At 27.5% G+C, this 26,095-nt stretch carries 22 protein-coding genes; 3 read left to right on the forward strand and 19 right to left on the reverse strand.

Going from position 1 to position 26,095, the window contains the following annotated elements; genetic code table 11:
• Nucleotides 1-11: 11 nt before the first annotated feature.
• The 18 genes from ACH5BH_RS10685 to ACH5BH_RS10770 all read right to left on the reverse strand — a co-directional run bounded on the left by ACH5BH_RS10685 (nt 12) and on the right by ACH5BH_RS10770 (nt 20,890).
• Nucleotides 12-170: a hypothetical protein gene (locus tag ACH5BH_RS10685; RefSeq protein WP_423298334.1), complete on the reverse strand. Its 159-nt coding sequence runs from the start codon at nt 168-170 to the stop codon at nt 12-14.
• Between the two features lie 170 nt (nt 171-340).
• Nucleotides 341-859 carry a hypothetical protein gene (locus ACH5BH_RS10690; protein WP_423298335.1) on the reverse strand — a complete coding sequence of 173 codons (519 nt, stop codon included), beginning with the start codon at nt 857-859 and terminating at the stop codon, nt 341-343.
• A gap of 91 nt (nt 860-950) precedes the next feature.
• Complete coding sequence (locus tag ACH5BH_RS10695) at nt 951-1,367, reverse strand: hypothetical protein (RefSeq protein ID WP_404303720.1); 417 nt, start codon at nt 1,365-1,367, stop codon at nt 951-953.
• Between the two features lie 377 nt (nt 1,368-1,744).
• On the reverse strand, nt 1,745-3,970 hold the full coding sequence (gene hypF, locus ACH5BH_RS10700) for a carbamoyltransferase HypF (protein ID WP_423298336.1): 2,226 nt from the start codon (nt 3,968-3,970) through the stop codon (nt 1,745-1,747).
• A 9-nt stretch (nt 3,971-3,979) separates the two neighbouring features.
• Complete coding sequence (locus tag ACH5BH_RS10705) at nt 3,980-5,875, reverse strand: TIGR00341 family protein (RefSeq protein ID WP_423298337.1); 1,896 nt, start codon at nt 5,873-5,875, stop codon at nt 3,980-3,982.
• 16 nt (nt 5,876-5,891) lie between these two features.
• Nucleotides 5,892-7,526, reverse strand: a complete 1,635-nt coding sequence (locus tag ACH5BH_RS10710; RefSeq protein ID WP_423298338.1) for a hypothetical protein — start codon at nt 7,524-7,526, stop codon at nt 5,892-5,894.
• On the reverse strand, nt 7,510-8,073 hold the full coding sequence (locus tag ACH5BH_RS10715; RefSeq protein WP_404303714.1) for a HyaD/HybD family hydrogenase maturation endopeptidase: 564 nt from the start codon (nt 8,071-8,073) through the stop codon (nt 7,510-7,512). Before ACH5BH_RS10715 ends, ACH5BH_RS10710 begins: the two co-directional genes overlap by 17 nt.
• Complete coding sequence (gene cybH / locus ACH5BH_RS10720; protein ID WP_404303713.1) at nt 8,070-8,735, reverse strand: Ni/Fe-hydrogenase, b-type cytochrome subunit; 666 nt, start codon at nt 8,733-8,735, stop codon at nt 8,070-8,072. Before cybH ends, ACH5BH_RS10715 begins: the two co-directional genes overlap by 4 nt.
• A 10-nt stretch (nt 8,736-8,745) precedes the next feature.
• A complete protein-coding gene (locus tag ACH5BH_RS10725; protein ID WP_404303712.1) occupies nt 8,746-10,476 on the reverse strand; it encodes a nickel-dependent hydrogenase large subunit in 1,731 nt (576 codons plus the stop codon).
• Nucleotides 10,477-10,479: 3 nt separating this feature from the next.
• Entirely contained in the window at nt 10,480-11,640 is a 1,161-nt protein-coding gene (locus ACH5BH_RS10730) for a hydrogenase small subunit (RefSeq protein WP_404303711.1), read from the reverse strand.
• 263 nt (nt 11,641-11,903) lie between these two features.
• Nucleotides 11,904-13,442 (reverse strand): Kae1-like domain-containing protein, encoded by a 1,539-nt coding sequence (locus tag ACH5BH_RS10735; protein ID WP_423298339.1) that lies wholly within the window; start codon nt 13,440-13,442, stop codon nt 11,904-11,906.
• Nucleotides 13,426-14,013, reverse strand: coding sequence for a HyaD/HybD family hydrogenase maturation endopeptidase (locus tag ACH5BH_RS10740; RefSeq protein ID WP_423298340.1), 588 nt, complete (start codon nt 14,011-14,013; stop codon nt 13,426-13,428). Before ACH5BH_RS10740 ends, ACH5BH_RS10735 begins: the two co-directional genes overlap by 17 nt.
• Nucleotides 14,014-14,095: 82 nt before the next feature.
• Nucleotides 14,096-14,815: a cytochrome b/b6 domain-containing protein gene (locus tag ACH5BH_RS10745; protein ID WP_423298381.1), complete on the reverse strand. Its 720-nt coding sequence runs from the start codon at nt 14,813-14,815 to the stop codon at nt 14,096-14,098.
• Between the two features lies 1 nt (nt 14,816).
• Nucleotides 14,817-16,559, reverse strand: a complete 1,743-nt coding sequence (locus tag ACH5BH_RS10750; RefSeq protein WP_404303706.1) for a nickel-dependent hydrogenase large subunit — start codon at nt 16,557-16,559, stop codon at nt 14,817-14,819.
• Entirely contained in the window at nt 16,559-17,797 is a 1,239-nt protein-coding gene (locus ACH5BH_RS10755; protein WP_404303705.1) for a hydrogenase small subunit, read from the reverse strand. Before ACH5BH_RS10755 ends, ACH5BH_RS10750 begins: the two co-directional genes overlap by 1 nt.
• A 261-nt stretch (nt 17,798-18,058) precedes the next feature.
• A complete protein-coding gene (locus ACH5BH_RS10760) occupies nt 18,059-19,414 on the reverse strand; it encodes a nickel-dependent hydrogenase large subunit (RefSeq protein WP_423298341.1) in 1,356 nt (451 codons plus the stop codon).
• Between the two features lie 2 nt (nt 19,415-19,416).
• Nucleotides 19,417-20,304, reverse strand: a complete 888-nt coding sequence (locus ACH5BH_RS10765; RefSeq protein WP_423298342.1) for an NADH-quinone oxidoreductase subunit B family protein — start codon at nt 20,302-20,304, stop codon at nt 19,417-19,419.
• On the reverse strand, nt 20,294-20,890 hold the full coding sequence (locus ACH5BH_RS10770; RefSeq protein WP_423298382.1) for a TetR/AcrR family transcriptional regulator: 597 nt from the start codon (nt 20,888-20,890) through the stop codon (nt 20,294-20,296). Before ACH5BH_RS10770 ends, ACH5BH_RS10765 begins: the two co-directional genes overlap by 11 nt.
• 156 nt (nt 20,891-21,046) lie before the next feature.
• Here ACH5BH_RS10770 and ACH5BH_RS10775 point away from each other — a divergent pair, with 156 nt between their 5' ends.
• Entirely contained in the window at nt 21,047-23,302 is a 2,256-nt protein-coding gene (locus ACH5BH_RS10775) for a methyl-accepting chemotaxis protein (RefSeq protein ID WP_423298343.1), read from the forward strand.
• A gap of 66 nt (nt 23,303-23,368) precedes the next feature.
• Here the strand turns inward: ACH5BH_RS10775 and ACH5BH_RS10780 are convergent, their stop codons facing one another.
• Complete coding sequence (locus ACH5BH_RS10780; protein ID WP_423298344.1) at nt 23,369-24,226, reverse strand: RluA family pseudouridine synthase; 858 nt, start codon at nt 24,224-24,226, stop codon at nt 23,369-23,371.
• A 152-nt stretch (nt 24,227-24,378) separates the two neighbouring features.
• On the opposite strand from ACH5BH_RS10780, the gene ACH5BH_RS10785 reads away from it, so the two are divergent.
• On the forward strand, nt 24,379-25,365 hold the full coding sequence (locus ACH5BH_RS10785) for an endonuclease/exonuclease/phosphatase family protein (RefSeq protein ID WP_423298345.1): 987 nt from the start codon (nt 24,379-24,381) through the stop codon (nt 25,363-25,365).
• A 22-nt stretch (nt 25,366-25,387) separates the two neighbouring features.
• Entirely contained in the window at nt 25,388-26,083 is a 696-nt protein-coding gene (locus tag ACH5BH_RS10790; protein WP_423298346.1) for a TVP38/TMEM64 family protein, read from the forward strand.
• Nucleotides 26,084-26,095 lie beyond the last annotated feature (12 nt).

The raw sequence follows: 26,095 nt of genomic DNA on the forward strand, positions 1-26,095 counted from the left end.
TTAAACCTCTTTTAAAATCTATATGAAAAAGCTATTGACATAACTTTTGTATCTACATCCTCTTTATTTTCAGGTAACTCTTTTCCATTTTGAAAAGAATACTTTAAAAAAATATCAAACTCTTTAAATTTTTTACCAACACTTAAGATATAAGTTTTATCTTGCTCCATGGCATGATGCTGAACTTTAGTTCCATCATCAAGTACAGTAAAAGCTCTCTTTCCAAAAAAAGTAGCTACACTTCCTATATAGCCCTGATGATTAGCTACAAGTTTAATACCTTTTGTTAGATAATCTTTTTTCTTAAAAGTATAAGAAGCGTATTTATCTCCATGAATATCTATTTTTTTACAAAGCCAATTATCTTTAATTTTGTATTATCAATTTTAAAAGCTTTTTGTATAGCTAAATCATATTGTCTTACATCAAATTTTTCATAATCACTATTGTATATATCAGCTTTTAAACTTAAAGCTTTTGTAAAATTATAACTTCCACCCAATCCATAAATTTTTCCTTGATCAGTAGGAGCTAGATTATCAATAATTTTTAAGTAACTTGTTTTCAACTTTATATTTTCATTTAGTTTATATAGATATTTCAAATTGTATTTTTCTATATCTAATGAAGGCAAAGTAATTTTTTTTATTGAATGTTCTCTCTTAACTCTATCACTTTGATATCCTAAATTAAAAGAATGATTTTTAAAGTTATGAAGAATGCTAAAATTATGAATTTTTGCACCACTTTTTTTTGTCATAGAGTTATTAAAATCTTTAATAGCATAAGCATAATTTAAAGTTGTGCTAGCATAAATTGTACTGCTTAAAATAAGAGAACCTAATATTAGTTTTTTCAATATAATTCCTTTTTTACAACTAAGTTGCATAATTTAAAGTTATAATTATACATAGTATATTTTAAATGCAACTTAGTCGCAAAAAAGAAAATTAAAATACGAAAACTAAATCATTGATAGTAAGATTGTAAATTTGAACTTTTACTCCACTGCTATCTAAAATAGAGTATGTAATAGTAAGATCATTAGGATTTTGTATTTCAGGATTTAATTCTACAAATTTTTTAAACTTATCAAAATCTACAATGCTATAAATGAACATTGCTTTTTCTTTAAACTTTTCATTATTTATATACTTTTCATATACTTCTTTGTACGTAACTTCATCATACTTATCATAAAAATTCTTTTTATACATTGCTTCACAATATTCTTGTTTTGAAAATTTATCCGTGTTATAAGTATTATACTCTTCTGCAATAATTGCTTCTAAATCTGGATGTATTTCAAAAAAATTATATTTTATATATCCATTTTCATTTGAGATTTCATGAGTTGTTTTAATCATTTTTCACCTTAAATATTTTTTGTGATTTTAACATATAAAATTTTATATATTAGATTTGAATTTATTTTGTATCTATTTAATAATATTTAAATATATACACTTTATATAAGTTTAAATCAAATTTTTGAAAACTATTTTCATCTAATTTTTCTAAAAAATTATTTTTTCAAATAAAGCCTATATATAGAGTTTTTAGAATATTTTCATACATAATATTATATATTTATTCCATTAATATCTTATATGTTTTGTTATACTTTTACTTATTATATAATGTAGATTTTTTATAGTTTTTATTTTTATATATCAAAAAGACTAAAGTAGAAGAAAAAGAATCTAAATAGTCCCTACTCTATTTAGAAGTTTTCTTTTTAAAATTAAATTATATGGTAAATTTGACCAACAGAAATTCCACCATCATTTAAAGGAATTTCTTTAGAATAGTAATATTTTGTATTTTGATTTTTTAGCTTTTTACATACTAATTCTAAAAGAGTTTTATTTTGAAAAACTCCTCCACTTAGTACAACATCTAAATCTTTATGAGTAGAAGAAATATCAAGTATTAGTCTGACTAAAGTATTAATAAACTTAGAACAAATAAGTTTAGAATCTTCGTCTTTTAGCATTTGTTTTATAATTTGACTTATATCTATTTGTTTATTCTCAATTCTATAATCATAGCTCTCAGTTATAGTTTTATCATAGTTTTGTTCTATTATAAGTCCTGTTTGACCTTCATAGCTTTGAATATGAAGCAAATTAGCAATACTAGCAACTGCATCAAATAGTCTTCCAACAGAGCTTGTTAATGGTGCATTTAAACCTTTTTGCCACATTGTGTGCATTAACTTAATTTCACTTTTTGAAAAAGCATTTATTACACTATTATCAAGTAATAAAACTTCTTCTAATGAATAAATATCGAATAACAAAGATAAAGCAACTCTTTTAGGTTCTTTTACAGCTTTCTCTCCTCCTAAAAGTTTGAAATATTTTAAATTATAAGCCCTTTTATACTCATTTTTATTACATATAAAAACCTCACCACCCCAAATATTTCCATCATCGCCATATCCAGTACCATCAAAAGAGATTCCTAAAACATCGTTTTTTAACTTATATTCCGCCATAGTTGAAAGAATATGAGCATAGTGATGTTGAACTTGTACAAGTTCAAAATCTTGAGCTTTTGCCCATTTTACACTCTCATAATTTGGGTGCTTATCACAAACAATCATATCAGGTTCAAAATCATAAAAGTTTTTAAAAGTATCAATAGTTCTAACAAAATACTCAACAGAATCTATAGAGTTTAAATCTCCAATATGTGGAGATACAATAATATTATTTTCTATAGCTAATGAAATAGTTGATTTTTGGTTTGCCCCTAAAGCTAATATTTTCTTTTTAGTCTTTTTCTCTAAATTTATAGTTGTTGGAGCATATCCTCTAGCATTTCTTAACTTTGAAATATTATTGTTGACAACTTGTATAACAGAATCATCACAAGCATTTACAATATCTCTATTAAAATCAAGTACAAAATCTACAACGTGTCCTAATTTTTCTAATATTTCATCTTTAAATCTAATAATTGGTTCATCTTTTAAGTTAGCACTTGTTGCAACTAAAGGCTTTTTGAAAAACCTAAATAATAAATGATGAAGTGGCGTATAAGCAATAAAGCACCCTAGTCTATCAATATTTGGAGCTACTAAAAAAGAAAGATTTGTATTTTTTTGTTTTTTCACTAATACTATTGGTTTTTCTTTTGAGTCTAAAAGCTCTTCTTCTTTCTTTGATATAACTGTATAAGTTTTAATAGTATTTAGATTTTCAAACATCAATGCAAATGGCTTATGAGGTCTATTTTTTCTATTTCTTAACTCTTTAACACTCTCATCATTTGTAGCATCACAAAGTAAATGAAACCCACCTAAACCTTTTATTGCTACTATTTTTCCATCATTAATATAATCTGCACATTTTTTTATTGCTTCTATATTTGAAAATAATGCTTCTTTTTTATTATACAAAACTACTTTTGGACCACATTCTTCACAAGCTACAGGCTGAGCATGATATCTTCTATTTGTAGGATTTGTATACTCTTCTTCACATTTAGAGCACAATTTAAATTTAGACATAGATGTGTTTACTCTATCATAAGGCACTGTTTTTATAATAGAATATCGTGAACCACAATTAGTACAATTTGTTAAAGCATAATTGTATCTAAAGTTACTCTTATCATTTATGTCATCTATACAATCTTGACAAATTGCCATATCAGGTGAGATAATAGTACTCTTATTATTCTCATTGGTACTTTGAATTATTTCAAAACTTTTATACTCTTTATTTTCTGTTATTTTTACTACCTCAAAAGAATCTATCTTTGATAAAACAGGAGGTTTACTTCTTAACTCTTCGATAAACTTAGTGCAGTTTTTTTCAGAGGCATAAAGAACAATATTAACTCCTTCTTCGTCATTGTTTACCCAACCTTTTATATCATATTTCAAAGCTAAATTATATACATAAGGTCTAAACCCTACTCCTTGAACTATACCTTTTACTTTTATTTTTTTACTTATCATTTGCACACTTTATTTAACTATTAATTTTGAAGATACTTCTAAAAGTATTTTTCGATTTAATCTTCTTTCTATTTCTTTTCTTATTGCTTTATACTCTAAAGTACTTGTGAAACTATTACTTATAAGCTCCATTCTTACATAAACATACTCTTGTTTATCTTCTAAATCTAAAAGTTTTAATACTATATCTTTATCATTTACATTTACTTTTTTTAACTCTTTTATTTTATTTGAAAGTTCATTTTTTTCAACCATTTTTTCAAATGTATTTACTAAAGGTACGCTAATAAATACTAATAATAAAAACGTATAAAGTAAACCTTTTTTTGCTTTTTTAATTGGTGAGTATCCTAAAACAATAAATGTTAAAGAAGCACTAAGAGTAATCCCCACTAAGTTGGTAATAAAAAGTAAAAATGATCCATAAATAATATCTAAATCCATTAGACCAATACCTATACCTGTTACACTTAAAGGAGGAACTAAAGCAACAGCTATTGCTACTCCTGCTAGGGATTTGATTACCTCTTCTTTTGAGTTTGCATAAGCTCCTGCTATTCCAGAAAAAATTGCTACAAGTAAATCTAATAAATTAGGATTTAATCTACTTTTCATCTCATAAGTTATTTCATCTAAAGGCATAAAACAAGTAAAAATTGAAGATACAAATAAGGCTATAATAACCCCATAAGTTAAGGTTTTAATACTTTGTATAATCAAAAAACTATTTGCTCTTACCACTCCCATTGATAGTGATATCATAGGAGCCATTAAAGGGGCTAAAATCATCGCACCAATAATAACAGGAGAAGAGTTAGCAAAAAGTCCTGTAGTTGATAGTAAGGTACTTAAAGTCATTAAAGTAGAAAAAATAAATGTGATTTTTGCACTTTTTTTAAGACTTAAAAATAAATCTTTAAAATCCTCTTCAGAAGCTCTTTTAAAAAATGGTAACTTCTTTTTTAATAAAACCTCACTTAATTCCTCTTTTGGCAAACTATCTACTTCTATAGATTCTTTTTCTTCTTCATCATTTTTTTCATCTTTTATATACTCTTTTAATTTACTTCCTAAATGTAGGTTAAAAGTATCTTTTAAAACAAAAATCTCTATGCTTTTAACATTTTTAACTACTATATCATCAGCAATATAATCCATAGCTTCTTTAGATTCTATTTTTAAAGACTCACTTTTTATAAACCCTAAACTTTTAGGAAGAGATAAAACAGAGATTTTTTCATAAAAAAATATTGAAATTAAATATATAAAATAAGCTAAAAGTGATCCAGGTGATAATATCAAAGCATTTAATTTTCCATCTTGAATAGAGAGTTTATCTTTTAAAGCACTATTATTACTATTTAAAGAGTGTTCTAAAATAATAATACCAGAAGCCACTGTCTCAAAACTATAATCTTGAGAAGTTGTAAACTTATATGGTTTAAATTTTATATTAAATAAGTTTTTAAAAAAAGTTTTTATTTTATCAAACTTTGTATTTAACTTATAGCTGTTTATACCATGCATATCACCTATTTCTATTTTATTTAAAATAATCTCATCATTACACTTAAGTAAATCTATTTTTGTTAATAGTTTTTGATTTAAGGCATCATCAAGTGCTTCTTTAAGATTCTTTGATATACCATAGTTTGACATACAATTATTAGCATCATCATTTGGTAAAATAGCTAGATTTATATCATGGTGGATATGCTCTTTAAAAAAACTTTTGATTTCATTGTCATTTAAATCAAGAAGGTAAAGAGCATTTTTTTCTTTTATTTTTTTTTGATAATTTCTTGCAGTTACTTGAAGTTTGTATTTTTCTTTAAGATATTTATTTATTTCATCTTCATTATTTTTACTATTCTCACTAAAAAGTAAATATATTTTTTCATACATTCATAACCCCAAATATTTATTTCTGTATTACAAACTCCTTATTATAGTAAATATTGAAGTTTTTAGTAATACTTTTTTCTACTAGTGCAGTAAATATATCATATCTAAACATATCACCACATAAACTAACTCCATCTAAATCATAAGAGCTATTTATATTATCTAATTCATACCCTATAAAATGGGCTAAACTCTCTATAAAACCTAAGGATATAGTCTCTTCATCTACCCCAGCTAATTTAAAACTCATAGCTGATTTGATAAGTTTTACATAATCAAATTCTCTATTATAAAGCTTTTCATCTTCTACAAGCTTATAATCTATTCGCGGGCCTTTTTCTAGCATACATTTGTTGGCATTTTCTAAAATATCTTCTTTAAAACATAATATTTGTTTTGCGATTTTCCAATAATTATAAAAAGATTTTGTTTTATAAGAAGAAATATCACTTTTTAAAGCTTCATTGTAATCATCTTCAAACTTTTCTTTATAATTTTGCAGTAATCTACTACTTGTTTCATCGTTTTTCATTGTCTCAAAAAACTGTTCTATACTATTTGGAATATAAAAAGGTTTTACAATATCTATAAGACCATCAAACTTTTGGCTATAAAAAGATAAACCATCATCATCTTTTGTACTAATATAAAAGTTCACGATTGATTTATCAAAAAGTTCATTTTCAGCTAATACTGTCATAAATTGTGATTTATTTTTTTCTTCAAATTTACTATAAATTACATCTAAACTTTTATCATAAGAGTTTGATTTTAAAATAAATTTTTTATTTTCAAAACATTTTATAAGAGGAATATCTAAAACTTTATTTGTTTGTGTTTTTTCTTCTATATCTAAAAATATATCAAATTCATTTTCTTTATTTTCTATATTTAAAAAATTTATGTTTAATTTTGATAATTCTGTGCATAAAAAATATAAAGTCAAATCATTAGCAAATCTTATATTTATAAAATCTTTTTTAATTTGGTTTTTAAGTTTGTATATTTCATTTATTTTAAAATCAATTGAAGGTTTTTCTATACATGCAAGAGAAACAATATCTGTTCTATTTTCAACTACTAAAGAAGATATATTTACTAAATTTGTAGCCAATAGATTTTCACTTGAATCTAAATCCTTTAACTTTGAAAAAACAAATGTTCCACTAAGAGTTTTGATTTTGATTTTTTTGTTTTCATTGATTTTTTCTGCTAGGTTTTCAAAAAGTTCTTTTGATGAATTTACTTTGTGATTATCTAAAATAAAATTAGCTTCTTTATAAGAGTCACAAATTTCACAAGATTTAAAAGCATTATAGTAATCTTTACTTTTTTCATCTTCTACAGCTTTTAAACAAGTAGGACAAAATGAGATTAAATTATCTTGCTCTAAAGACATACTTTGTACATTTGGAAGTTCATCAAGAGGATTGACACTTACATCATAATAAAAAATAGACATAGGAAGATATAAAGATAATGAGTTTGAAAAATCACTCAAGCTTTCTTGTGAGCATTTTATATATAAGTATATAAAATCTAGTTTTTGAACTATTTTATACTCACAAGAACTTTTTTTTGCAGCAAGATCTAAAAACTTCCCAAAGGTTTTGTTTTTAGATAAATACTTAAATTTAAACTCTAGGACCATTTTTAATCTCCCGTTTAAAAGAAACCTCACTTATTGATTCTATAGTTATATCTGAATTAATAATCTTTGATTTCACATCTAATTTTTCAAGATATTTTATCACTACATTTTCCATTGTATTTACAGCATTTACAATTTCATTACTTAAATCAAAAGTAGTATCATCAGCAACTCTTTTTGGTATAACACCCAAAACATTTGTTGTTGGTAAATCACGATTCATATCAATCATATTTAATGTTTGTAACATTTCAATTTCATGGGCACTTCCTTGCCAGTTAATGTGAGAAGGTGTTTTTTTGTAATCAAAAAAGTAAACATCTCCAGCTTTTGAATCTAAAGCATCTACACAATCAACAACAATAACCTCATCATATTTAACTATTTCAGGTATTAATCTTTGAGCAAGAGTTCCACCATCTACAATACTAACTGTAGAATTATCTGATATAAATTCATATTTTTCATCTAAATAATGTATAAAATGTGCGCCAATTCCCTCATCTTGGAATAGGATATTTCCTATTCCTAGTATTAAAATATTCATTTTTTATCTTCCCATTTATATCCTGAAACAATAGAATCCATTGCTCCACTTTTTCCATAGATTGAGTTAAATACTGCTAAATAAATATGTACAGGTAAAAATACAATAAATACCCACATAAAAATATGATGTAGTTCTCTAACTACTGCTAATCCACCCATCATAACTTCAAGAGGTCTCAAAATATCATATAAAAAGCCACCTAAACCCTCATGATATACATGAATATGTAAAATTAATCCAGTAATACAAATAGCAATAATAGCTACATAAACTCCCAAATACGCGAAGAATTGTAAAGGATTATAAACACCTTTTAAGTGAGCATGTTTACCAATTAACATATAATATTTAATCTGTTTTATCCAAATTTTTGGATTTATGAAATCCCAAAAAGAAACTCTTTCAAGCTTACTTTGCTTATCAAAAATAAACAAATAAAACTTACCAATAGTTACAGCAATTAATACAAAACCAAAAATAATATGCCAAGATCTCATTAAAGCATATAAATAATTGTTTGGTTCCCCTTGATTTAGTGCAGCACTAATAAAAGGAACTGCTATATAAAACCCCGTAAAAGTAAGGATAACAATAGCAATAACTCTAATCCAGTGTGTTATTCTAAGCCAAGATGAAAACTCATAATGTTTTTTTATCATGACCTACTCCTTAACAAGACATTCCATAAATAGGATCAACTTTATATGTTCCTAAATCTGTTCCTTTTTTGTCCATAACATGAACAGCACAAGCAATACAAGGATCAAAACTATGAATAATTCTAATAATCTCTAAAGGTTGAGAAACATCTTCAACTTTTAAACCAATTAAATTGGCTTCATAAGGACCTACTTGACCAAGAGAATCAATAGGACCTGCATTCCAAGTTGATGGAACTACAGCTTGATAGTTTTCAACTACTCCATTTTTTATTCTAATCCAGTGAGATAACATACCTCTTGGAACATCACCAATAAATCTACCTTTATATTCAAGGTTTTTATCAATTTTGTATGAAGTATATGTATCTTGATCTACTTTTAGATTCTCAATTAAAGTATCAAAAGCTTCTAATCCATATTTAGCAATTGCTCTTGCTTGAATCATTCTAGCAGCTGTTCTTCCCAATGCTGTAAATAATGCAGCTTTTGGTAATCCAGTTTTAGCTAAGAAATCATCTACTAAAGGAACAATTCTTTCATTTCCTTTTGCATAAGAGATTAAAATACAAGCAAGTGGCCCTACTTCCATTGGTTTATTATCATATCTTGGGGATTTAATCCAAGAGTATTTTCCTTTTTCATCAATAACTTTTGAGTGAACTTCTGTCCCATCTGCACCAATAGTATCCATATCTCTAAAGCCTGTGTATTCAGGATTTGTTTTTCCATCATAAGGATGTAAAGGTTCATTGTCAGAATACCATGAGTGAGTAGCTTCTTCTGTGATTAAATCCTCATTAATATCAAATACTTTTGATAAATCACCTTTATAGATAATTCCTGAATCAAATAAGAATTCACTTCTATTTAATTGCATCTCTTTATGTGACATAAAGTTCATAACACCAGCTTGTTGAGTAACAGATGGTTCATCTTTGAATACTTTCCCTGCCATAATAACATCAGCTTGGTAGGCATTTTCTACAAAATCAATACCTATTTTAAAGTTAGTTAAATACTCACCCATTCTTGAAGGATCAAGTAAATCCATAATACAAGTAACTCCACCAACAGTAAGACTTTGTGGGTGTGGTTGTTTTCCACCGAACATAGCCATTAATTTTGCTAATTCTCTTTGAACTTCTAAAGCTTTAAGATAATGAGATAATAAAATCAAGTTTTGTTCAGGAGTAAATCTATATGTTTTATGTCCCCAGTATGCGTTAGCAAAAGGCCCTAATTGTCCTTTGTCTACGAATTCTTTAACTCTTTTTTTAACTTTAATTAAGTCATTTTCACCAGTTGCTATTGGAGCATCTGAATACTTAAATGCCTCTTTTGCAGCTTTTGCAGGATCTGCGTCTAATGCTGCAACAACATCAACCCAGTCAAGCCCATGCAAGTGATAAAAGTGAACAACATGGTCATGCATAAATAAAGCTTGATTCATTAAAGACCTAGTAAGCTTTGCATTTAGTGGAGGAACAATTCCAAGTGCATCTTCAACTGCTTCAATTCCTGCTCTATAGTGTGAAAATGTACAAACACCACAAATTCTTTGCATTAAGAAACCTGCATCTCTAGGGTCTCTATTTTTTACAATAGTTTCTAAACCTCTCCATAAAGTTGATGATGAGTAGGCTTTTTGAATTACATTATTATCATCTACTTCAACCTCAATTCTTAAGTGTCCTTCAATTCTTGTGATTGGGTCTACTACTACTCTTTTATTTGCCATTTTTTACTCCTCACCATCTTTTGGATTTTTAAACTTTGAAATTGCTGCATGTGCTGCTATACCAATACCAGTCACTGTTAATAATCCAACTCCAACTTTATCAGCAGTTGCATCTGCACCTAGTCCTTTAAATACTGTGTCATATAATCTGTTTGCAACAGGCTCTTCAAATGGTCCCATAGTATCCCAAAAATCAGGCTCACTACATCCAATACATCCGTGACCAGCTTGAATAGGCCATGATATATGAGAGTTAAACTTATTTTTTGAACAGTTATTAAAAGTATAAGGTCCTTTACATCCTACTTTATAAAGACAATAACCTTTTTTTGCACCCTCATCACCGAACTCTTCTACAAATTCACCTGCATCAAAATGACCTCTTCTTTCACATAAATCATGAATTCTTTGCCCATAAGCCCATTTTGGTCTATTATAAGCGTCAAGAGCAGGAAGTGTTCCATATAAAATATAATGAAGTAAAGTCCCTACAATATTCTTCTCACTAGGAGGACAACCAGGTACGTTAATCACAGTTTTATCTGTAACTTTTGATAAACCAACAGCTCCTGTTGGATTTGGAATAGCAGCTTGAACACCACCATAAGAAGAACATGTCCCAATAGCAAAAATTGCTGCAGCGTTATTAGATGCATCAATAGCACTTTGTTCACCTGTTTTACCATGTCCACCAATAGTTAAAAATGAAGCACTATCCCCTGATGGAATACCACCCTCAACCATTAAAATATATTGACCCTTATATTTTTCAATTGCATGCTCTAAATTGTGTTCTGCTTGCCAACCAGCACTTGCCATTAATGTTTCATGATATTCAAGAGAGATATAATCAAAAATTAATGAATCAATAGTAGGAGCATCTGTTCTAAGTAAAGATTCTGAACAGCCAGTACATTCAGCCATGTGAAGCCAAATAATAGGTAATCTATCAGATAATTTAGCAGCTTTTGCAACAAGTGGAGTAAACGAAGCAGGAAGAGCTAACATAGCAGTAATTGCAGTTGCCCATTTCATAAAATCTCTTCTTGACACACCTTTTTCATCTAAGTGTGTAGAGATTGATTTATCCTCTTTTAGTTTTGGTAGTTTTTCTAAATCTAACAATCTATTAGATAGTTTTTCAAATAGTTTTTTAGTATCCAAAATATGTCCTTTAAATTTTATGAATGACTATTCATTTATTATTTAAAGAATTCTATACTAATGAAGGTTAAAGTTCCTTGACCAAAATCAATAAAATGAATGGTTATTCATAAAATTTAAAAATTTGCCTTTTTTGGGGCATTTTTGTGACATTTTTAAAAGTTTTTTATATTAATCCAATAAAGAATCAAAATAATTAAATTGATTTCTATATTGGTATTTTTATTTCTAACATAGCCTAAAAAATATTTAGGCTATTGTTTTTAGTAATCTAAAGGATACTCTTTAGGAAGAATGAAGTTATAGTTTTTACTTAGATTTTTGTGAGTTTTTGAAAGTAATATAGAGTTTGAGAACATATTCCCAGTCATTACTACATCTTTTGCTTTTATCTCTTTTGCTACTTCATCTACATAATTACAGATAAATTCACTAAGACTTTCATAAAATGAATATACTAAAGTTGCATTATCTACATCTGCCATTTTATAAGACATCATAGATTGAACTATTCTTCTATAATCAAGATAGTTTATACCTTCTATATTTACCAGTTTCATATCTATTTGAATTCCACTTTTTATGCTAATATTTAAAGCTGTATCTTCAAACTCTTTTGCTCCACCTTTCATACCCAAAGCTTTTGAACACATATTTATAATAGATTCAAATCCATGAGCATTTTTATCTACACTCATATCTTCAAAATATGTAGAGAATTTCTTTTTATAATTTAAAACCAGTCTTTCACAAAACTCATCTATTTCAATTATTTCTTCTAAACAGTGTTCAAAAGAGTTTATTATATTTGGTATTGCTATTACTTCTTTTAAGCCTTTTGTTGGAAGATTCATCAAAATAGCACTTTTATTTGAATTAACTGAAAAATAAACCCCAACACTAGGAACTAATCTTTTATTATATTGAGCTAATGAGGCTTTATAAACCCCACCATTTTCATCAAAATACTCTTTTGATGAGTTAAACTTTTTATTTGCTATATAATCAAACTTAGGAAAAAGTCCTTTATCTCCATGAATAATAATATTCTCTTCATTAAAATAAGTAACCTTTAACCCATCTTGATAAACATCATCATTTACATATAAAACATGAGAAATATCTTTTTGTTTTAGAGCTTGTGCAAATAAAACTGTTTCTTTATCATCTGGAATTTTCGCATATATAAAGTTTGTAGAAGAGTATTCATTTTCTTTATTTTGTAAAAGTTTAAATTTTAGTTTTACTAAAGGTCTTTCAATAGAGCATAAAAGTTGTAAGTCTTTTGCACTTACATCAAATAAATCTGTAATTTTATTTATATCTGTAATTAAAAGTTTTACTTCATGACCTTTTTGTTCAAAATCTTCTCTTATTGTTTTATTTGGTAAAAATAAATCTTTTAGTCCATTATGTGTTTCAAATCTTGAAATTTCACCTTTTGAGATTTTTACTATATCATTTAAAAAATCGATATTATTGTTTTCTATTATATTTTTAATAGCATCATTTGTTAAAAGTGTAAGGTTTTGTTTTACTTCCTTGCATTCAAGTTCTTCAAGACTTTCATCAAAATCTTCTATTACATAAGATTTACCTAAAAAAATTGAAACAGGAAGTTTCTTTTCTAATAAAGCAAAAAAACTCTCAATATTCTCTGCACTTTCCTCAAGTTTTAAAATTATAAAACCTTTATATTGTTTGCATACTGCATTTACATTTGCTTCTTTTATTAATTTATTTATTATGTATTTAAAGTATGAGTTAGTTGTATTAAATTCTATTTTATATATTAGTTGCATATCTTATATCTTCTTCATTTGGGATTCTACTTAAATGTTCACCATTATAACTACCTATCATACTTTTTACAATATCAGGAATGGCTATATTATTTACTTTTTTTGCTTTTATACCAAGAGATTCTATTTCTTTTACTGCATTTAAAATAAACTCTTCAAATCTATTTTCAATAGTTTTGGTTAAACCAATTCCAACACTTATAATATCTTCTGGAATTATTCCTAAAATAGTTACTTTTGCATGAGAGTCTAAAACAGATACGATTTCAAGCATTTCTACTATTTCTACTTCATGGGCTGTTTTTCTATAGTTTCCCATCCCTAAAAGTACATCAGATGGTATTCTATATATTTCACCTGCATTTTCTTCAATAGATACAGTATCTAAAATGATAACATTTTCATATTCTTGGAAATATGACATTAGTTTAAATCCTAATGTACCCCCATCTATAATTTCAATATATCCATCAAACTCATAGTTTTGTTTTAAAAATTCAGAAGCATAAATACCAACGCCTTCATCTTTAAAAAGCATATTTCCTACGCCTACTACTATATTTTTTTTCATTTTATAACTCCATGCTATCAAATTTATATCTCTTTTATAAGCACTAATTCTTACTGCTTATAAAAAAGATAAAAACAGGAGATTAATCCTGTTTTTTCTCTTCTTTATTATCTTCTTCTTTCTCTTCAACAAACTTATGTCCACTAAATACAATACCAATATCACCCTCTCTCCAGAAAATAGTTCTCCAAATTTGGTAATAAATATGACACATAACCCACATTAAGATTAAATACATTGTAGTATGATGAGCGATTCTAACTCCCATATTTCCACCAAATACATATAGTGTCCAATCAGTAGCAAAATGCAACATCCAAGGCCACCAAGCACCAATAGAACTATGTCCAGAAGCTAGTCCATGTACATATAACTGTAAACCTGTTAAAAGCATAAATACTAGTAATATATGAAAAAGTGTAAAAAACATAATGTTATAAGAATCACTATGTGTTGAATCAAACTTTTTTCTTCTATTAAATGTAATTAAATTAAAAAATACTTCACAAAACTCAATAAAGTTTTTCTTAGTTGGTAAAATCTTTTTATATGGCTTTTCAAACCTAGAGAAAAGATATAAATAACCTATTAAAATTGCTGTTACATCAAAAATAATAGCAGCAATAAAATGCCCCCATCTATTCCAAGCCATTACATACTTATCCACAGCAGGATCAGCAATAAATGTTTGATAATATGGGTAACCTATATATAACCCGGTTGCAACTGCAACAATCATACATACAGCATTCATCCAGTGAATCGTACGCATGATTGGAGTCATTCTCTCAACCCGTTTCATTTTAGGCACAGCTAGTTCCTCCTATTGGGTCCACTTTATAAACACCTAACTCTTTACCTTTTGAATCTATAATATGTACAGCACAAGCAATACAAGGATCAAAACTATGAACTGTTCTTAAAATCTCTAAAGGTTGATCAGGGTTTGCAACTTTTGTTCCAACTAGTGAAGCTTCATAAGCTCCAAGTCTTCCTTTATAATCTCTTGGTGCAGCATTCCATGTTGAAGGTACTACAGCTTGATAATTAACTACTTTACCATCTTTGATTTTAACCCAATGACCTAAACCACCCCTTGGAGCTTCTGACATACCAAAACCTTGTGCGTCAGCTGAAACATCATCAAAATCAAATTCAGTCCATGTCGATAAATCACCCATAGCAACATTTTTAGCTAATTCATCAACCCATTCCATCATTACATCAGCCATAAGTTCTGTTTCAATTGCTCTTGCTGCTGTTCTTCCTACTGTTGAGAATAATACTTTTGTTGGTAAGTTTCCATTTTTTAAGAAAGTAGTTACATATTTAGAGATTCTTTCATCACCTTTAGCAACCCCAACTATCATTCTAGCAAGTGGCCCTACTTCCATTCTTTCATCATCATATAATGGTGATTTAATCCAAGAATATTTGTTTTCTGTATCTAAATAAGCAATATTATCTTCTTTTCTACCAAAACCAGTGTAATTTGGCTTAGTTTCTCCATCATAAGGATGTAAGTTTGTAGTACCTTCATACCAAGCATGAGTAACATCTTCTGTAATTTTCTCTTGATTTACTTCATATACTTTCGATAAATCTTTATTTTTAACAATACCTGATGGGAAAAGTTTTGAAGACTCATAAAATGGTAAATCATCTAAGTTAAAGTCTCCATAAGTCATGAAGTTACCTAAACCTCCACCAATTCCTTCAAGTGCTTCATCAGCATACATTGTTCCAGCCATATAAACATCTGGTAAATAAGCTTGTTTTGTAAATTTTCTACCAAGTTTTAAAATCTGTTTAAACTCAGCAATTCTTGCAGGGTTCTTAATATCTTGAACACAAGTTACTCCACCTACAACTAATGACTGTGGATGTGGATTTTTTCCACCAAAAATAGCCATCATTTTTCCTAAATCTCTTTGAATTTCAAGTGCATCAAGATAGTGAGATAAACCAATTAAATTTTGTTCAGGAGTAAGTTTAAAACCTTTAGAACCCCAGTAAGCGTTTCCAAAGATACCAAGTCTACCTTGTTTTACATACTTTGTAACTCTTTCTTGAACTGCTTTATAGTTATCTTCACTAGCATTCCATGGCTTTTGACCTGAAACATTTGCCCATTTTTGAGCTTCTTGTACTGTTTTTTTAGGATCAGCTTCAAGCGCTTTTGTAATATCAACCCAATCAAGTGCATGTAAATGATAGAAATGCACAATATGATCATGAACATATAAAGCACCTTGAATTAAGTTTCTCACTAACCTTGCATTTTTTGGAATAGTTACATTAAAAGCATGTTCAACTGCTTCAATACTTCTTTGGTAGTGTGTACCTGTACAAACACCACAAATTCTCATAGCAAGTAAACCACAATCTCTTGGGTCTCTTCCTTTTAAAATCTCTTCAATTCCTCTAAACATTGTAGAAGAAGAATAAGCATCAGTTACAACATTGTTTTCATCTATAATTGCCTCAATTCTAAGATGTCCTTCAATTCTTGTAATTGGATCAATTACTAAGTGTTTTTTTGCCATTATTTTTCTTCCCCTTCTTCACCTGATTTTTTACCCGCAACTGCTGAAGCAACTGCATGAACACCAATACCAACAGTAGTAGCTGTTAATAGCCCAAGACCAAACTCATCAACTGTTTTTTCAACTCCACCCGTAGGAGCTTTTATATTTGCATTTGCCATTGGTCTTTCATAAGCATATTTATCCCAAAAATCTGGTTCTGAACAACCAATACAACCACGCCCTACACCAATAGGCCAGTTGGCACCTTCGTTATATCGAATGATAGAACAGTTGTTAAATGTCATTGGGCCTTTACAACCAACTTTATATAAACACCAGTTATTTTCAGCACCAACATCTCCCCATTCTTCTACAAATTCACCTGCATCAAAATGTGCTCTTCTTTCACAGTTATCATGAATTCTATATCCAAATGCAAATTTTGGTCTAAGTAATGAATCCAACTCAGGAACTTGACCTGTTAAAACATAATGTAAAATAACCCCAACCATATTTGCAGGATTTGCAGGACAGGCAGGAATATTTACAATAGGCTTACCTTTTACTAAATCCATCACACCAACTGCACCAGTTGGATTTGGAGCTGCTGCTGGAATACCTCCAAATGTAGCACAAGTACCAACAGCTACAACTGCTGCTGCGTCTTTTGACATTCTTTGTAAGTGATCATGGAAAGTCTCACCCATTGCACCAATAGTTCCATATTTTCCATCATTTGCCATAGGAATAGCACCTTCAACAAATAATAAATATTTACCTTTAAAATGATGAACAGCTTCTTCAAGTTGCTTATCTGCATCATGTCCAGCTGCTGCTTGTAATGCCTCATGAAATTCCAAAGAGATTACATCAAAAAGTAAATCATCAACTGTAGGAGCCGAACTTCTAAGTAATGCCTCAGAATTTCCAGCACAGTCTTGAAGTTCAATCCAAACAACAGGAACCCTATTCATAAGCTCGGTTGCTTCTGCCACTAAAGGTGTAAACATAGGAGGTAACATAAGTGTAGCAGTCGTAGCACTTGCCCACTTCATGAAATCCCTTCTATTTACACCTTCACTCTCAATAACATCCATCATATCAATATCTTTAAGTGGCTCTTGAGCTCTTAAAGCTGATAATCTTCCTTTAGCTTTCTCAAATAAAGAGTTATAATATTCTTCACCCTTATTTGTTTCCACTCTACCTGACTTTTGGGTAAAAACTTTTTTTACCATTTCTGCAGAATCAATCATACACTCCCCTTTAAAAAATGAATATTCATTTACTATTGTAAAACTAACACTATGAAACTTATTGTTTACTTAATAATATTTATTGTTTTCTAGCATTAAAATAGCTTTTAGTTTATGTTTTTAGAGGAAAAAGGCAAGGAGTAACCATCTTGTGGTTATTTGTTGAATGATTATTCATATACTAGTTAATTAATTTTTCATTTATAATTTAATTATTATTTATTTAATATTTTTAATTTTGTATAAAAAAGTAACAGTTATTTAGTGAGTAGTACAAACAGAGCAAACATCAAAACTTCTAAGCACTATCTTTGCTATATCAAGTGAAGGTGAGCCAATAATAGCTCTTTGAGCCACACCCTTTTCATCTTTTATCTGTGGTCCCAAATTCCAAACTGTTGGAGTAATTACATCATATTTTTTAATAATACCTTTTTCCAAAGAAATATTGTGATAAAGAGAACCTCTACAAGCTTCCACAACTGATTTAGCACTAGCATTTGGTATATCTTTTAATGATATTTTTGGTTTTATATATGATTCTTCACTTATATCAACTTGTTTTATTAACTGTTTTGTACTTTGTAAAAGGCGTGCTATTTCATCTACTCTTGCCATTACTCTTGTGAAAACAGAATCCTTATATGATTTATGTAACTGACTAATAAACTGATTATTTGAAACCAAAGATCTTGATAAAGGCCCTGTTTCATAGAACATTGAGTCATAGGTAACAGCTTTAGACCAAGTGTGCTTTTGATTATCTTTTATATCATTTTCTATGCTAAAAGTTCTTTGTGTATTTTCTTTTATTTTAGTTAAATCAAGTTTATCTGTAAATCTTTGTCTTAATCTTCCTCTTTTGGAAACTGATGAGTCACTTAAAGCTATATGTCTATCATAAGATGTACCATATTTTTGAAGTGAATATTCAAAACTTAAATTTGTAAAATATTTTAAATCTCCATTTAAAAGATTTAGATCATCAACACTACTAAAAGATAAATATTTATCAAAACTAACTCCTGAAATAGAGTTTTCAAAAAAATAAGTAGCTGAATCTAAATAATTAATCATAGAAGTTAAATCAAGAAGAGTTGGATCACTTACAACTCCACCTGGTATCATATATGAAGTATGTGGCCATTGCCCTCCAAGAATTGCTAAAGCTTTGATAGTTTCACTTGCTACTTTACAAGCTTCAAGCCATCTTTGACCTTTTAGTGGAGTATATTGATTTAAATCTTTTTCTTTTAGTTTTATCACATCAGGTAAAATAAACATATAAAACCATTTTATATGAGAATCTAAGATTTCTATATTTAAACCTATTTGTCTTAATATTTTTGCTTTTTTTGTAATAACTAATTCTTCATTTATACTTTTATAGATATTTTCTAAAGCTTCTACTGTAGCTTTTAAGTGAGCTTGCCCACATATACCACAAATTCTTGGAGTATAAATAAGTGCATCAAGAGCAGGTTTTTCTTCTAATATATACTCAAACCCTCTAAAATTTAAAAAGTCAATCTGAACATCTTTTACAATATTATCTTCCCAAGTACAATTAAGTCTTGCTTCACCTTCTATTCGTTCAACTATATCTATTGTTTTCAAAATTAGTCCATTAGTTTTTTATTTAATCTATCTATTTTAAAAGTTTTAGCAACACCTGTTATTGAAAGATATGCTCTTTTAGGAATTCCAAGTGGTACTTCAAGTGGTATTCCAATGTTTTTCTTTGTTTCAAGCATATTATCTCTTGGAAAATCCTTTTCAGTACAACCAATACATGGCATTCCAGCTCTTGTTTTAGAACTAACATCATTCCATAAAATCTTATTACATGAGCTGTGTGTCATAGGACCACGACAACCTTGATCATAAAATAAACATCCCTCTTTTTGCCCAAAACTTCCTTCAACTTTCCACTCAAAATATTCATTTCTTGTACAACCATGATGAGCTAAATTACTATAAAGTTCAATTGGTCTTTTCTCACTATCTAATGTAATTTTCTCAAAATTGTTTAAAGTAAAAAGTGTTTGAAGTATCCATTCAGGATGTACAGGACAACCTGTAAGGTTTACTATTTCATGTTTTAAATTTTTATACTTAATTTTATTTATAATATTTTCAACACCTAAAATACTATTATCTTTTTCAAATTTTTTATGTACTCCTCCATAAGAAGCACATGAACCTACACTTATAATATATTTTGCTTTACTTGATAGATTTTCTAATATTTGTTTTGTTGAGCTTTTATTAATTGAATAGTACTTATCATCTGAGCTTATAGCTCCTTCGACTAATAAAAAATCAATATTTTCAAGACTTAAAATATCATCTAAACTCATATCAATAGTAAGAGAAGGATGATAGATAAGATTAAAGCTATTTAAGAATAGCTCTAATCTTGAAGAATTTGCACTAAGAAGTGAGTGGGTATTGCCATTACAAGTGATAGCTTGAAACCATACAATTGTAGGTTTATTACTCTTCATACTTTAAGGCTCTGTATATATTATCAGCAATTGCATCTGAATATTCTAATAAATCCTTATCAAGTACAGCTTCTCCACTTAAAAAAGCAAAACCACCTAAACAACCCATAATCATAGCAAAGGCAGGGAAAAAATCTTGTTCTCTAAACTCTTTATTTTGAGCTCCCTCATCTAAAAGAATCATAACTTCTGTTACAAACTCTCCAACACATAAAAAGCCTTCACAACCTTGCTTGAATACTTCTCTATTTGATAAATAAACTCTTAAAAAGTATTCTACTACCTCAGGTGAGTTTTTTACACTTTCAAAATATCTTTGTACAAAAAGATATACCTTTTCTTTAGAAGTTATATCCATTTGGTTTATCTGTCTTAACTGTGCTGCAAGAATATTAGTAGAATATTTAATGGCATATTTTGCTAACTCTTCTTTTGAAGAAAAGTAGTTATACATATTTCCAACACTCATTTTCATAGCTTTTGCAATATCAGGAATTGTTGTATTATAAAAACCTTTTTGAGAAAAAAGTTTTAATGAATTTTCAATAATATTATTTTTTTTAGTCTCTTTTGAACTAGATATGATAAATCCTTAAAATTGTTTTGTTAATAATACACTATTTCTAATTAATAGTGAATGAGTTTTTATCATACAAATATATAAATATAATATCATTTAAGATTAGATTTTTATTCGATTTTTTTTTAATATTATTTATTTAAATAAATTAAGGGTATAAAAATGAAGAAGAATTCAAGTTTTTCAAGAAATCTATTATTTACGATTATGTTAATAATATTTGTTTCATCTGGAATAAGTACTTATCTAATACAAGATAAATCTTTTACAAGTAGCGAAAAAAGTGCAAAAGATTATCTTACAAGTTTAGCTGAAATAAATGCTTATAAATCTAAAGAGGATTTAAATAAGGCTGTTGTTATATCGCATAGTTTTGCTGCTAGTTTAGAAACTTTTTTAAATCAAAATCAAAATTATACAAAACAAGATATTATTGAATTAATCAAAAAGATTCTTATCAAAAATTCAAGTGTATTTGGGATTTGGGTAGAAATAAACTCAGGAGTTTTATTTAAGAATTCACCATTATTAGCTAACAAAAATGGTCATGATAAAGACGGGAGATTTGCTCCTTTTATTGTAAAAACTGGTGATAAAATTGATATTTTACCTGGCGCTGATGAGAATTATCCAAATAGAACATGGGTAACAGGTTCAAAAAAAACAGGAAAAGAGTATATAACTGAGCCATATTTTTATCCTGTTAATGGAATAAAAACATTAATTACTGCGGTATCTGTTCCCTTATATTTTAAAGGAGAATTTATAGGAACAGTAGGTGTGGATATTGCACTAAAAAAAATGTCTAATAGTATAAAAAATATTAAGATTTTCAATAATGGATATGCTAGTTTAATAACACAAAATGGAACAATTGTAGGATATCCAGATACTGATGTTTTAGGTAAAAAAATATCCACTATTACGAAAAATACAAAACTACTAGAATTATCTAAAAAAATTTCACAAAATAAAAAAGCTGTTTTTAGAGAAATTGATGAAAGAAATAATTTCATGTCAGAATTTATAATGGTACCTTTTGAAATTGCTAATAGTGATATTAAATGGGGTTTAACTATTTCAGTTCCTACAGAAGAATATTTAGTTGATGCTATAGCTATAAAATGGTTTGCCATCATTACAGGTATTATTAGTTTTATTCTAATTACAATCACACTTATATTAAAAACTAAGACATTAAATAATAATTTGCTTCTTATTTCAAATGGATTAGATTCTTTTTTCAAATATCTAAATAAAGAAGTAAATTCCACAAAAAAAATTAAAATCAATACAAATGATGAATTTGGGAAAATGGCAAATCAAATAAATCAAAACGTTTCTATTATTCAAAAAAATATAGATCAAGATATAAATCTAATTCAAGAAGTAAAAAATGTAGTTGAAAATGTAAAAGAAGGTAAAATCAAGCAAACAATAAAAGAATCAACTCAAAATGAAAATTTAGAAGAGCTTAAAAATATTATAAATGAAATGCTTAAAATAATGTCAAAAAATGTAGGAGAAGATTTAAATAGAATTTTAAAGGTTTTAGACTCATACAATAATTTAGATTTTACTGAAAAAATACAAACCCCAACGGGAAAGATAGAGAAAGGCTTAAATACTTTTTATAATATTATTAATAAAATGTTAGATGAAAATAAAAATACTGGTATAAATCTTTCAAATAGTAGTAAGATTCTACTTGAAAATGTAAATCTTTTAAACACAAACTCAAATGAATCTGCAGTTGCATTAGAAGAAACAGCAGCATCATTAGAAGAAATTACAAGTAATATTTCACATAATACAAACAACGTAATAAAAATGGCGAACTATGCAAAAGAGCTAAATAATTCAGCAAATGAAGGTAAGCAGTTAGCTGAGAATACTACAATAGCAATGAATAAAATAGATGATGAAGTAAGTGCAATAAATGAAGCAATAACTGTAATTGATCAAATAGCATTCCAAACAAATATTTTATCACTAAACGCAGCAGTAGAAGCAGCAACAGCTGGTGAAGCTGGAAAAGGTTTTGCTGTTGTTGCACAAGAAGTAAGAAATTTAGCTTCAAGAAGTGCTGAAGCTGCAAATGAGATAAAACAATTAGTTGAATCTGCTACTACTAAAGCTAATGAAGGTAAGCAAATTGCAAAAGATATGATAAATGGATATTTAGGTTTAGATAATAATATATCAAAAACACTTGAATTAATAAATGACGTTGAAAATGCTACAAAAGAACAACAAGTTGGAATTGAACAAATTAACGATGCAATTAATTCACTAGATTCTAAAACTCAACAAAATGCAAATATTTCAAATAAAACAAATGATATAGCTAATAAAACAAATAAAATTGCGGAAAATATTGTTCAGAATACAGATGAAATGAAATTTTCAAGTAAATAAGGCAGAATTGGGAGCATTAAAAAATCTGTGTCAATCTGATAAAATAAAAGAATTGACACAGTTATTTTACACTCTCTTTATAGTCTCTTTAAAATCTTGTTTTGAAACAATTTTATACTTAATATTCATAAATTCAAATTCTAAACAATAAGCATGAAGCATCAATCTATGTGCTTTTGTAAAGTCATTTATTTCTTCTTGACTCATACTTTTTTTAAGAATTTTATCACAAATTTTTTCATCTATTCCATATATAGGGTCTCCGATTATTCTATGACCTATTGAATCTAAATGTACTCTAATTTGATGTTGTCTTCCAGTTATGGGAATAGCTTCTATTAATGTAATATCTTTTTCTTGATTATAAAAAATAGGTTTTATTTTTGTTAAAGACTCTTTGCCTTTATTGGATGTTACCATTTTTAATTTTATTAAACCTTTACTATTAGTTATTTTACTATTTATATTTAAAGACTCTTTTATTTTTCCTTCTACGTAAGCTAAATATTTCTTATCATATTTTTTTTCTTCAAACATACTGTTTAAAACCATTTGACTATATGGATTTTTAGAAACTAAAACCAAACCTGAGGTTTGAGCATCTATTCTATGAACTAAAGATGCTTCTTTTCCTAAGTAAAATTGAATTTCATCAAGTAAAGTATACTCACTATCAATAGCACTAGGATGAACTTTTATACCAGAAGGTTTATCAAAAATAGCAAAATGAAAAGTTTCAAATAAAGGTTTTAATCCTCTACTTTGTGGTTCAAAAACATATACATTTATATAGCCCTCTTTTACTAATTCGTTTTTTTGTACTCTTTTGTTTTTATCATTAAAAATTTTTCCTTTTGATACTAAACTATTAATAGTATTTTTATCTAAATTTGTATTTTTTGATAAAAATTCTTCTATTTTCATACTCTTTGAAACATTAATTTTTTTTAATATATAGGGCAAATAAAACCTTTTTATTTTTTGAAATTATACACTATAAAAATAAAATTTAAAATAGCTTTATAACAGAGTACTTATGTTAGTATTTTAATAATTTTATTTTCAAAAGGCAAACTTTGAATAATGTAGATATTATATTTTTTTTATTAACATTTTTTTTAATGTCTGTAACTTTATTACCATTACTTAAGCATAGACATTGGACTGTAAGACTTTGGGAGTTTCCTAGATTAAACTTTATTGTTTTTGCTTTTTTATTATTAAGTTTAGAAATCATTTTTTTAGATTTATCGAAAATATTTTCTATATTTTTAATTGGCATTACTTTTTTTATTTTATTATATCAGTCCATACAAATTATTCCTTACACTATTTTTTATCCTAAAGAAGTGGAAGATATAAAAGAAAGAAATAATCCAATAGATATAATGACAGCAAATGTATTAATGCACAATAAAAATGTAGAAGGATTTATAGAACTTGTAAATAAATATAATCCCGATATTATTATCACATTAGAAACAAATACTTGGTGGGAAAAAAAGCTAAATATACTGGAACAAGAATACAAATATAATGTAAAATGCCCCTTAGAAAATCTTTATGGTATGCACCTTTATTCAAAGTTTAAAATAGAGTGTTCAGAAATAAAATATTTAGTTGAAGATAAAGTACCTTCAATACATACTAAAATACAATTACCTTCAAAGCAAAAAATCAAAGCACATTTTTTACACCCTAAACCTCCAAGTCCAACTGAAAATGAAAAATCAACAAATAGAGATATTGAACTAATTATGTTAGCAAAAAGTCTAAAAGAAAAAGAGTTGCCAACTATTGTTACAGGGGATTTAAATGATGTAGCTTGGTCAAAATCTACTAAAACCTTCAAAGAAATTAGTAAACTCTTAGATCCAAGAGTAGGAAGAGGTATCTATAGCACATATAATGCAAAATACTGGTTTTTTAGATGGCCTTTAGATCATCTTTTTCATAGTAGTCATTTTAAAGTAAATAAAATACAAAGATTACCCTATTATGGTTCTGATCATTTTGCTATATTAACAAGTTTAGATCTATGTGAAACTCAAGAAAAAAAATAAACCAATAAACATAGGAGATAAAATGAATATAGATAAAAAATATATAAAATATATCCCAATTATTACAAGTTTTATTTTTATGATACTAATGATAATTTTATATTTTATAAATGATAGTTTTAAGAATAATATAAATGAATTATGGGAAGTTTTTAATACAGGAAATAAAGAAGAAATTTCAAATCATATAAAATCTTATGGTATTTGGGGTGCTGTTATTTTAATACTAATCATGGTCTTTCAACTATTCCTAGTTGTCTTCCCATCTTGGCTTCCTATGATAATAGCTGCCTTAGTTTATGGTTTTATACCTTCTATTCTAATAAGCTTAACAGGGGTATTTTTAGCTTCAACTCTAGCTTATGTTATAGGAAGCTCACTTAGTGAAAATACTCTAAAAAAATATATTAGTGAAAAAAATTTTGATAAATTAGACTTTTGGGTAAATAACTATGGTTTTTTTAGTGTAGTTATTTTTAGAATATCACCATTTTTATCAAACGATGGAGTAAGTTTAATAGCAGGTGTTTTAGGTATGAAGTACTTAAAATTTATTTCTGCAACCATTCTTGGAATAGCCCCCTTAGCTATAGCTATTTCATTTTTTTCTAGTAATATTGATGAATTAAAAGAAGGTTTATATTATATAAGTGCTTTAGGGATATTAATTTATGCTGTGTTTATATATTTTGATTATAAGAAAAGAAGAACTAAATAAAAAATATTTAAT

It is taken from the genome of Arcobacter rhizosphaerae (assembly GCF_049472155.1).
GTDB lineage: Bacteria > Campylobacterota > Campylobacteria > Campylobacterales > Arcobacteraceae > Arcobacter_B.